Source organism: Arcobacter sp. CECT 8985, from assembly GCF_004116495.1.
In the GTDB taxonomy this organism is placed as follows: Bacteria; Campylobacterota; Campylobacteria; order Campylobacterales; family Arcobacteraceae; genus Malaciobacter.
Genome location: NZ_PDKC01000050.1, coordinates 1 through 12,196, shown reverse-complemented (window position 1 = coordinate 12,196; position 12,196 = coordinate 1). Strand labels below are relative to the sequence as shown.

Sequence of the window (12,196 nt, the reverse complement as noted above, 5' to 3'; positions counted from 1 at the left end):
GGTTTAAATTTTCTACATAAAGTTTTTTTTCTTATAAAATATTGAAAATTATTTTTTGCCTTTTCTTATTATTTTAGATACAATCTACAATTTTCAAAAGATAAGGGATATAATGATTTTTAAAAACTTATTTAAATCAAAAAATGAAAATTTTAATACTTTAATTCAAAAAGACAACCTAAATAATATTATTGAATATATTAACAATAATAATATAAATATACAAGAGAATATTGAAGAATATTTGATTTTAGCAATTGATAATAACAACTACAAATTTTTACAATACTTAGCAACACAAAATTTAGAATTTCCTTCTAACCTTGAAGGACTAAGTATTTTATCTTATGCATTAAGTAATAAAACAAAAACTTCTGTTATAGAAACAATCATTAAAAATAAATGCTTTTGCACTGAATATCCATATGGATTTACACCATTTGAAACGGCAATAAGAAATCAACAAGATATAGAAATATTTAAACTATTAATTGATGAAAATATTTTAGAATATAAATTTCCTAATCCATCTATAGCCCATCAAATATTGCAAGAGACTAAGCTTTCAGATAATCTAAAGATAGATATATTTAACTATCTTATAAAAAATGACAAATTTGATATAAATGAATTAAACCAAAATAACCAATTTTTAATACAAGTAGCATTTGATTTAAAAAACAAAAGACTTGTTGAGTTCTTTTTAGAGTGTGGGGCTTCAATAAAAACTATTCATGAAGATTTTACAAATTTATTTACAACAGTAGATGAAATAGAAAAAGTATCCCCTTTTTTAGTAAAAAAACAAGCACTTAGCGATATAAAATATTTCTCTTCTTTTTTATCTTATGATGATTTCATGGAACTTTTATACAAACTTGATGATTTAAAAAATATACAAATTTTGCATCTTATTACTAGTAATGCTTTGATTAACTTTTTAGGAAAAATTAATCTGTGTAAAATTGCTTTAGAAAAAGGTTGCCTTATTGATGAACTAAATAGCGATAATGAAAAACTAACCCCTTTACAATATTTTTGTAAAAACTATACTCTGTCTTTGAGCGATTTTTCATTGATTGATTTTTTCTTGGATAATGGCGCAGTTTTTAATTTAAATAATAATTCAATGTTGGTTTTTCCTGTTCTTTATAATAATATTAAATTAGTAGAACACTTAGTATCAAAAAGAGGTGTAGACATAAATGAGATAAATGCAGAAGGTGAAGGTGTTATAAATGCACTTATGAGTTTCTTATACCTAGATACCATTGATAAAAAAATCAATATGTTAAAACATTTATTAAAATTAGGATTAGATATAAATCAAAAAGTAGTAGGAATTAATACTGATACTGCACAAAATAGTTCTATTGTGGATATTTTGTTAGATGATCAAAATAATCATGCTTTTTTAGAGTATATTTTAGAAAATGTTGATGATGTAATTTTAGAAGATCAAATCAGTTATATGTTTGCTAAAAAAGCAAATGATAACTTATGCAAACTAATGATAGAAAAAAATCCTTCTTATACAAGTGATTTTTATTATAAAGTAACTATTGACTTTGAAAAATATTATTTTAGTGCACAACCTTTAGATATGGCAATAAACTGGGAAAGACATGAGCTTGCAGAGTATTTGTTAAATAAATATCCAAATATGAAAACATACACAGAGCATAGATCTTTAATAGAAATGGCATTATCACATAATTTTTCAATTGATTTTATAAAAAAAATAATAGATAAAGACCCAGATATAAATAGATTATATTATATCACACGAAATAATGCTTCATCAAAAGAGAAAGTTACGACAAAAGAGACAACATTAATATCAGTTATTTCTTGTTTAAAAAATATAAAAAGAGATAAAGTTGTAGAAATCATTGAATACCTTTTAGAAAAAGGTGCCGATGCAAATATTCCTCTTACAAAAACAAACCTTGGTCATGCAGCAATAAATGAAGAACATGCTTTATTATATGCAATGAAAGAAAACATTGATAAACAGTTACTTGATTTACTAATTGATAAAGGGAAAATTGATTTAAATGAATTAAGATCAGGAAGAAATGAATCTTTAGTTTTATCATCTTTAGGAGCAGTTAAATTAAGTGATGAATCATTACTTGAGCATCTTAAGTATTTTAGAACAAAATGTGATTTTGATTTAGAACATAAAAATGCACAAGGTGATAATTTACTTTTAAAAGCAGCATCTAGATGCTTAGCAAAATGTATCGAATATCTAATTGATTTAGGAAGTGATGCACATGTAATTGGTGGCTTTGATAATTCACCTGCTATTCATAAAGCTATTTCAAACTATACTTATTTAGACAAAGATAAAAGAGCACAAACTGTAGAAGTTTTATTAAAAGCAGGTGTAAATAAAGAACAATTTGATTCAGAACAATTAACACCACTTATGAGTGCAACAAAATATGGTTGTTTTGAAGTTGTTGTCAAACTTTTAGAAAATGGTGCTAATCCTAATAATAAAAATAGTGCAAATAGCAATGCTGCTACTGTTATGATTCCACACGATTTTAATTATAAAAATTATAGTTACGATGATGAAGAGAATTTCGAAGAAAACAAATCAAAAATATTAGCAGTACTTAAAGATTATGGATGTGATTTAAACAATGTTCCTTTAGATGGTTCTACTATTTTAAACAATGCAATTGGTTATAATTTAAAAACTATTTTCAATACTCTTTTACAGCTTGAAATTGATATTAATACTCCTGATAAAGATAATATTTACCCTATTATGGTTGCTATTGAGTTTGGGGATATCTATTTTGTTAACTCTTTACTTCAAAATCCTAAAATTAATCTTCTTGTTGAAGATAACAACAAAGAAAACCTTATTTACAAAGCTATTAAAAGACAAAATGATATTTCTGTAATTGAACTTATTAATTATCTTATTGATAATAATGTTCCTATTAAAAAACTTGAGAATGGTATGAATGTTTTAATCTATGCTGCTTATTTTTGCCATTTTAACCTTTTTGAACCTTTACTTAATCTTGTTGATGATATCAATGCTAAAGATAACTTTGGTGCCTCTGCTATTACTTGGACTTTACAATCTAATCTTGATATACCTGATGAATTAAGAATTGAGTCTATTAAAACTTTAGTCTCTTTGGGTGCAAATATTGATGATGCAAAAAAAATAGCACAAAATATGAAGGATATAGAAATTTTAAAATTTTTGGAGTCTTTATAATATGAAAATACTAAATATTATTATTTATCTTAATTTATTATTTTTTTGTTATACTTTCAAAATTTTCGATAAATAAAGGTACTTTTATGCAACTTAACAAATTATTTAACTTTAATAACGACATTGAAAAACTTATAGAAAAAGGAAATATAAATAAAATTAAAAAATATTTAAAAAATAATAATGTAGATTTTCAAGCAGAAATAGAACATTTCTTTAATTTAGCAATAGTTTCAGAAAATAGTAATTTTTTAGAATATTTAGTATCTTTAAATTTAAACTTCCCAGAAAGTATAGATAACTTAAGTCTTTTATCTTTTGCACTATCAAAAAATGCAAATTTAGATATTATTAAATATATAGTTTCAAATGATAATTTTTCAAATACTTATGATTATGGATTAACACCCTTTGAAATAGCCTTACAAATGAACTATTCATATGAACTATTTAAATATTTAATTGATAATAATATTTTAGATACAAGTAGTTCAAACTTACCCCTAGAACATCAAATAATTGATAATGAAACTTTAGATGAAGAACTAAGAGGTGCAATTTTTGTTTATCTTTTAGAAAATGTTGAACGTGATTTAAATTATGATATTCAAAACACTGATCCTTTGATTGTAAAAGCTTATAATAAAGAGGATTTAACATTAGTTTATTTATTTTTATTATATGGAGCAAAAATAAAATATATTCATAGTGTATATGAAGATTTATTTGACAAAAAAGGAATGAGTTATATTTCTGAATTTCTTCTTGAAAAACAACCAAAAGAAGAGTATAAATATTTCATAGAGTTTTTAACTTTTGAGAATTTTAAAACATTTATTTCATCTTTAGATAATACAAAACATATGAAATTGATTTTACATATTTGTAATAATACTTTAATTACAGATACACAAAAAGCAGAACTTATATCTCTTTGTCTTGAAAAAGGAAGTGATATAAATGAAGTTAGTGATGATGTTGAAGGACTAACACCTTTACAATTTATGTGTAAAAACTTTGTTTTTGGAAAAAATATTCAACTTGTAGAATTTTTCATAAATAATGGTGCAAAATTTAATCACAACAATAAACAACCCTTAGAATTTTGTATCAATGGTAATGAACTTTATTTAATTGAATTTCTAATAAACAGTGGAGTAGATATAAATGAATTAAACTTTGAAGGTCATGGTGCTATAAATGGCTTTATTGATACAACTTACCTTAACACATTGGAATTAAAAGTAACAATGCTTGAAACTTTGATTGATTTAGGATTGAATATAAATCAAAAAGTTCAAGGAATAGATAATGATGAATACGCTAAAACTACACTTTTTGATATTTTATCACTAGACAAAGACAACCATGAATTTTTAGAATATATATTAAAAAATCATCCAGAATTAGAAATTGGTGATGAAATGAGTATGATTTTTAACAGAGAATTAAGTGATGATATTTGTAAATTAGTAATAGATAAAAATCCTACTTTTGAATGTGAAAACTTTTTTGAAAAAGAGTTTGGAAAAGAAACATTTTATTATAGCGCTCAATTTTTAGATATGGCAATACATTGGAAAAGAAAAGAACTAGCAGATTATCTAATAGATAATTATCCTCAAATGAGAGGATATAATGAAAATATTTCATTGATTTCCCATGCTTATAATAGAAACTTTCCAGTAAGTTTTATTAAAAAATTAATAGCAAAAGACTCTAATATAAATAGAGAATATAAAAGAAAAGATAACTTTAATATCACAATAACTGAAACATCTTTAATAAGAGTACTAAGATACACATCAAAAGAAGAAGAGTTTGACGAGTGTTATGAACTAATTGATTTTATGCTTGATAATAATGCAGATGCAAATATTCCTCTAAAAAAATACAATATTCCTGATTATTACTTAAATGAAGAAGGTGTACTAATGTTTGCAGTATCTAAAGATGAAAATCTTAATACAAAACTTTTTGATCTTCTAATAGATAAAGGAAATGTAGACCCAAATAAACCTGTATCAAATTTAATGCAAACTCAAAGTCAAAGCCTTTTACACTCAATAGATATAGATGATGATGTTAAATATGCATACTTAAAATATTTCCATGAAAAATGTGGATTAAACTTAGAAATAATGGATAGAAAAGGTTACAATCTATTTTTAACTACTACTTCTAATTGTCTTCCTAAATGTATGCAGTTTCTAATTGATTTAGGTGCCAATGTACATATAATTGGTGGTTCAGATAATTCACCTGCTATTCATAAGGCTATTTCTAATTATCACTTTGTTGATAAAACAAAAAGAGCTCAAACAGTAAAAGTGCTAATTGATGCTGGTGTTGATTTAGAACAGTTAGACTCTGAACAATTAACACCACTTATGAGTGCTTCTAAATATGGTTGTTTTGAAGCTTTAGTTACTCTTTTAGAAAATGGTGTTAATCCTAATAATAAAAATGAAACAAATTGTAATGCTGCAAATGTCATAATCACACATGATTATGAAAAAACAGATCACTTCTACAGTTATGATGATAAAGAAAACATAGAAGAAAATAAATCAAAAATATTAGCAGTACTAAAAGACTATGGATGTGATTTAAACAATGTTCCTTTAGATGGTTCTACTATTTTAAACAATGCGATTGGTTATAATTTTAAAACTATTTTCAATACTCTTTTACAGCTTGAAATTGATATTAACATTCCTGATAAAAATAATATTTACCCTATTATGGTTGCTATCGAGTTTGGGGATATCTATTTTGTTAACTCTTTACTTCAAAATCCTGAAATTAATCTTCTTGTTGAAGATAACAACAAAGAGAACCTTATTTACAAAGCTATTAAAAGACAAAATGATATTTCTGTAATTGAACTTATTAATTATCTTATTGATAATAATGTTCCTATTAAAAAACTTGAAAATGGTATGAATGTTTTAATCTATGCTGCTTATTTTTGTCATTTTAACCTTTTTGAACCTTTACTTAATCTTGTTGATGATATCAATGCTAAAGATAACTTTGGTGCCTCTGCTATTACTTGGACTTTACAATCTAATCTTGATATCCCCGATGAATTAAGAATTGAGTCTATTAAAACTTTAGTCTCTTTGGGTGCTGATGTTAGTGATATCAAAAATATTGTTAATAATATCGATGAAGAGGAACAAAGTGATGAATCATCTTTAATTTCATTTGTAAGGTCTTTATAATGTCTTTCCTTGATAAAATATTAAATAATAACAAAGAAGAAGAGGAAAAATCTGATAATGGATTTTTCTTTTCTAAAAAGAAAAAAGATTCAAAAATAGAAGATTTGATAAAAAACAATGATATTGAAAGTTTAAAAGAACAAATCACATCTTCAAATGTAAATGAAAAAGAGAATAACTCAAATTATCCTTTACATTATGCTGTTATTCATAACAACAAAGAGGCTGTAGATTATCTATTTTCAATAGGTGCAAAAGTTGAAACAGCAAAAAAAGACGTTACAGATAATGTATTAAAAATATTAATTGAGCAAAACAATCACAATATTTTACAAGCTTTTATAAATCAAAAAATAGTAATTCCAAGACTTATATTAGCAACTCCGATAATACATTATTCTTTGATAAAAAAAGTATCCTTTGATTTTTTTAAAACACTTATAGAAAATAAAGTTCAATTAGAAGAACATGAAGAGCAAAGTGCATTACAAAAAGCTCTTGAAGTAAATAGTGAAATTGAGATAATTAAATACCTAATTAAACTTGATACTCAAAATATACATATATTTAATAAAAAAAAGAATATCTTAGAAGAGATTATTTTATCTCCTATGGATAATCTAAAAAAAATTGAATTGATTAAATTTATAAAAGAATATACAAATATAAGTCTTAATCAAAAAACAAAAGATGAAGAACAAACAATTTTAGAATTAGTTATAAATCTAAAACAAACAATGGTTGCAAAGGAGATGATTCTTTTAGGAGTTGATTTTTCAAAAATTAAATATCAATTAAATACAATTTTTGAAAAAGGTGATTTGGAAGAAATTATAAATATCATTATATCTCGTCAATTAAATTTAGTTGATTATTGCTTTATGCTTAGTTATGAAAAAATCAATGATTACTTTACAAACTGCGATACATTAAAAAATACCCTAGCTATTTTAAATGTAGTAGAAAACCCAAAACTTCTAAATGAACAAAAAATTGAGTTGATAAACTTAGCAATAAAAAAAGATGCAAATATCAATGAAGTAGATATACAAAATAATACAACTGCTTTATTAAACTACTCAAAAATAATAAGAGAAAATACACCAACAGATTTATTAAAATTACTTTTAGAGTATGGTGCAAAAATAGAAATTTGTGAACAAAGTGCACTTTTTTATTCAATAAAAAGTAATAACTTAGATATATTTAATCTTTTCATAGAATATAAGGCAGATGTAAACTTTCTAACAAATGAAGGTAAAAGCTTAGCAAACTTCATAATTGAAGATGAAATAATAGGTAATAAAGAAGATTACATAATTGAAATACTTAAAATATGTATGAAAAACAATCTAAATTTTAATATAAAATCAACTATTTTAATAGATGAAGAACCTACACAAATTGATATGTTTAGTATGTTTTTATATAAAGTAAAAGAGAAGGTTATTGACTTTTTACTAAATAAAAATATAGAACTTGACAAAGATAATGATTTTGTATTTTATGCTATAAAGTATTTGATAAAAGCAAATCTTCAAAAAAGAGTTATTGATTTAAATCCTACTTATGAATACAAAGACTTCTTTATGATTAACTACAAAAGAGATAATGCCCAAGCTTTAGGTATAGCAATAAGCTTTGCAAAAGAAAAGCTTATCTCACTTCTTGTTGACACATATCCAAATATGAAATCTCACTGTGAAATAAAAGAGATATATCTAGATCTTGTAGAGAAAAATTTTGACTTAGAAGTTATAAAAAAATTGATTTTAACTGATTCAAATATAAATAGAGAATATGATGACAATGGAATATACACTTATACTATTCTTTTAAAATGTGCAAAAAGAATAAATGATGAGAAATATAATAAAACACAAAAGTATATTGAACTATTTGAATTTTTATTACAAAATGGTGCAGATATAAATATTCAGCAAATATATCATGATGAAAAAATAGATTCATCAACTATTTTTGCATTGTTAGCCAATGAAAAAAAAGTTAATGAAGAAGTTTTCAATTTATTGTTTAAATATGGTGCTAAATTAGATGATAAAACATCAGTTTTTAAAGAAAATATTATTCAAAATATCATAAATAAAAATGCAGACCATATGAGTGATGATGTAATAATTTCTTATTTAGAATACTTTGATGAAAAAATGAAAATTGATTTAGAAGATACAAATTTAGATGGAATGACTCTTTTACTAACAGCTTGTTTTGCTTGTAAACCAAAAACTGTTGAGTGGCTAATACAAAAAGGCGCAGATATTACTGTAAAAGGTGGAAAGCTAAATGCAAATGTATTATATATGACAATATGTTCAAACAGACATGTTAAAGCAATTGATAGACTAGAAACACTAAAAGTTCTAATAAATAACAATGCAGATATAGAAGAACTATCAAATAACTTAACAGCACTAATGGCATCGTGTTTTTATGGTACATATATTTGTACAGAGTATCTATTAGAAAATAATGCTAAAGTAAATGCTAAAAATAAAGATAATACAACTGCATTAAATTATACAATTCAAGGTGATACAGCATATGACAGTCCATTTAGTGTTGAGAGTGTAAAAACTAGAACAATTCAATTGCTTCATAAATATGGTGCTGATTTAGATAATATTCCAGATACAAGAGATAGTGCATTAGTAACATCTATTTTAGATAATAAAAGAGAGATTTTTGAATGTTTACTTGATTTAAAAGTTGATGTAAACAAAAAAGATATTAATGGAATGACCCCTTTAATGTTTGCTGTTGTACAAGGTCATATCTATTTTATAAATAAACTTCTAGAAGAACCAACTTTAAAAATCAATGAAGTTGATACATATAATGCAAATGCTCTTTATTTCACACTTTATAGAAATAATAAAAATGAAGCAGTTTCAATATTTGATAAACTAGTAGCAAAACAAATAGAAGAATCTGTTATTGAAGATGGTGTCACTCTTCTTCATAAAGCTTGTGAAATAGGAAACTTTGAACTAATTCCATCAATCTTAAGTTTTACAAAATATGATATAAATGTACTTGATGAGTTTGGGGCAACACCTGTATTAATGCTTATTCTTTCTAATTATAATATGAACGAATTTTTAAAAATAAAAATATTAAAATATTTAGTTGAAAAAGGTGCAAATATAAATATAATAGATAAAGAGGATAATCACATCTTAAACTCTTCTATTTTATTAAAAGAAAAAAATCTTACACAAACTATCTTAGAATTAGGTGCAGATACTTCTATTACTACAAGTGAAGGTAAAAACGCATATCATATTTTATTAGAACAAGACTATAATATAAATGAACTAACATTTTATTTTGACTTATTTAGTAAATATAATATTGATATAAATTACAATAAAAATATTGACTCACCACTTCTTTCTTTTACAAAAAGTATGGAGTTTTCAACTGGACGTTCAGTAGGATTTGTGGCTGAAAAAATACAGATAAAAGAAGAAGAAGACAAAATAGTAGAACTTCTACTTAAATATGGTGCAAATTTACAAATGACTATAGAAGAAGCAATAAAAAAAGAAGAAGCAAAAGATATAATTGATTATCTAAAGAAAAAAGAGAATTAATCTCTTTTTTCATAAACTTTAAATTTCCAAGCTGGACTTTTTATTTTTCCATCTTCTAAAATTTCTTCATAATCTTTTTGTTCAATTAAATCCCAATAAGTAAAATCAATCTCTTTTAAATAAGCATCCGCTTCACCTTCAAAATCAACTTCACTTAAATACATTTTATCAACATAAGGAAATAAAGTTTCATAAATATTTGCCCCACCAATTATAAAAAGTTCTTCTTCACCATTTGCTCTTGCAAAATCAAAGGCTTCATTTTCATTTGAAAAGGTATGTACCTCATCATGGCAAAAACCATTTTTACTTAAAACAATTGATGTTCTATTTGGAAGTGGTTTTCCTATACTTTCAAAAGTCTTTCTTCCCATTAAAATATGATGACCTGAAGTAATTCTTTTAAAATTTTTAAAATCTTCAGAAATATGCCATAACATTTGGTTATCTAAACCAATTTCCCAATTTTTACCGTATGCTACAATCATTGAAATTTTCATTATACTGCCATCTTTGCTTTTATTGGTTCGTGACATTTATAATCACTAAGTTCAAAATCACCCATTGTAAAATCATTTATATTCTTAACATTTGGATTTATTTTCATTGTAGGCTTTGCATAAGGAGTTCTAGTAAGTTGTAACTTTACTTGATCCATATGATTTGAATAAATGTGTGCATCTCCAAATGTATGAACAAAATCACCTACTTTTAAATCACAAACTTGTGCAATCATCATAGTTAATAATGCATAAGATGCTATATTAAAAGGTACTCCTAAAAACACATCTGCACTTCTTTGATATAGCTGACAAGATAATTTTTTATTTACTACATAAAACTGAAAAAAAGTATGGCAAGGAGGAAGTGCCATATTTTCTATTTCTGCTGCATTCCAAGCATTTAAAATCAATCTTCTACTATCTGGGTTTGTTTTTATTTGTTCTATTAATTCTGCTAGTTGGTCAACTCTTTTATTATTTGCGCCTTCCCAGCTTCTCCATTGAGCTCCATATACAGGACCCAATTCTTTTATTGTATCTGTATTTGTATAACCTAAATCTTTACCTTGGGCATCTGCATTTGCAGTCCATACAGTTTTTTTACCAATTAAATTTTCCCTTTTATCACCAAAATGAATCTCTGCAAGTCTTCTTTCATCTGTACTTCCTTCAATAAACCATAATAATTCAGAAATTATGGCTTTTAAATGAGTCTTTTTTGTTGTAACCAAAGGAAAACCTTCACTTAAATCAAACCTCATTTGATAACCAAAAACTGAAGTTGTTCCTGTACCTGTTCTATCTTCTTTTTTTGTTCCATTATCTAATATATGTTGCAATAAATCTAAATATTGTTTCAAGTGGTTTCCTCTTTTCTTATTTTAAATTTATATATTATATTCAAAATTAAGTGAGATATGTCTAAAAAAGACAATAAATATTTTATATAGCTATAAACTATATTTAGATATAACAAAAAAAATTAAAATGAAGAGTTATAATGACATTTTATAAGAGAATAAAAGAACAATTTACAAAAGAGGTTTTTTCAAGATTTCCAGCTACATTTATCTTTATACCATTAGCAATAATAGCTGTATTTGCCAATAAATATTTTGATTATTTAAATATAACAAAATATTTCATTTATGCAATGATTATTTCTACAGGTATTCATCTTTTTTTTTATAAAAAAAATCTATCAATAACATTTAAAATAGCCATTTGGATTTTAGCTTTTTCAACTATATTTATATCAAACTACTTTTATAATACACAATATATATATGGATTGAGTCTTTTACTATTTTTAAATTTTTCTGCATTTCTTATGAAAAAAACAACAAATATAGAAATACTAAATTTTAACTTGTTTCTTTTATATGCAATTAGTTTTGCATTTCTTAGTTGTACAATATTATTTGTGGGTGTACTAAGTATATACTCTACAATAAAATATTTATTTGATATGAAAATCCTATATTCAGGTATTTTAGAAGATGTTAGTGTAATTATCTTTTTAGGTTTATTTCCTATTTTGTTTTTAAATAAAATTATAAAAAATGATTTTGATTATAAAGAAAAAATCAATGAACACTTTTATTC

At 24.4% G+C, this 12,196-nt stretch carries 6 protein-coding genes; 4 read left to right on the top strand and 2 right to left on the bottom strand.

The genetic code is table 11. The features are described 5' to 3' along the window. The first annotated feature begins 112 nt into the window (after positions 1 to 112). From CRU93_RS13505 to CRU93_RS13495, 3 genes are all read left to right on the top strand, one after another. On the top strand, positions 113 to 3,247 hold the full coding sequence (locus tag CRU93_RS13505; RefSeq protein WP_129104716.1) for an ankyrin repeat domain-containing protein: 3,135 nt from the start codon (positions 113 to 115) through the stop codon (positions 3,245 to 3,247). 86 nt (positions 3,248 to 3,333) lie between these two features. Further along, positions 3,334 to 6,474, top strand: a complete 3,141-nt coding sequence (locus CRU93_RS13500) for an ankyrin repeat domain-containing protein (protein WP_129104715.1) — start codon at positions 3,334 to 3,336, stop codon at positions 6,472 to 6,474. Next, on the top strand, positions 6,474 to 10,088 hold the full coding sequence (locus tag CRU93_RS13495) for an ankyrin repeat domain-containing protein (protein ID WP_129104714.1): 3,615 nt from the start codon (positions 6,474 to 6,476) through the stop codon (positions 10,086 to 10,088). Before CRU93_RS13500 ends, CRU93_RS13495 begins: the two co-directional genes overlap by 1 nt. On the opposite strand, the gene CRU93_RS13490 is transcribed toward CRU93_RS13495, so the two are convergent. Both CRU93_RS13490 and CRU93_RS13485 read right to left on the bottom strand, forming a co-directional pair. Further along, positions 10,085 to 10,588, bottom strand: coding sequence for a dihydrofolate reductase (locus CRU93_RS13490; protein ID WP_129104713.1), 504 nt, complete (start codon positions 10,586 to 10,588; stop codon positions 10,085 to 10,087). The genes CRU93_RS13495 and CRU93_RS13490 overlap by 4 nt on opposite strands. After that, on the bottom strand, positions 10,588 to 11,451 hold the full coding sequence (locus CRU93_RS13485; RefSeq protein ID WP_129104712.1) for a thymidylate synthase: 864 nt from the start codon (positions 11,449 to 11,451) through the stop codon (positions 10,588 to 10,590). The genes CRU93_RS13490 and CRU93_RS13485 overlap by 1 nt, the downstream gene beginning before the upstream one ends. A 140-nt stretch (positions 11,452 to 11,591) precedes the next feature. Here CRU93_RS13485 and CRU93_RS13480 point away from each other — a divergent pair. Further along, positions 11,592 to 12,196: hypothetical protein (locus CRU93_RS13480; protein ID WP_164967696.1), on the top strand; the 605-nt coding region annotated here is incomplete at its 3' end.

What these genes read in the sequence shown, in the direction of transcription:
- CRU93_RS13490 (WP_129104713.1), bottom strand. Translation starts at nt 10,588, where the DNA reads ATGAAAATTTCAATGATTGTAGCATACGGTAAAAATTGGGAAATTGGT.
- CRU93_RS13505 (WP_129104716.1), top strand. Translation starts at nt 113, where the DNA reads ATGATTTTTAAAAACTTATTTAAATCAAAAAATGAAAATTTTAATACT.
- CRU93_RS13500 (WP_129104715.1), top strand. Translation starts at nt 3,334, where the DNA reads ATGCAACTTAACAAATTATTTAACTTTAATAACGACATTGAAAAACTT.
- CRU93_RS13495 (WP_129104714.1), top strand. Translation starts at nt 6,474, where the DNA reads ATGTCTTTCCTTGATAAAATATTAAATAATAACAAAGAAGAAGAGGAA.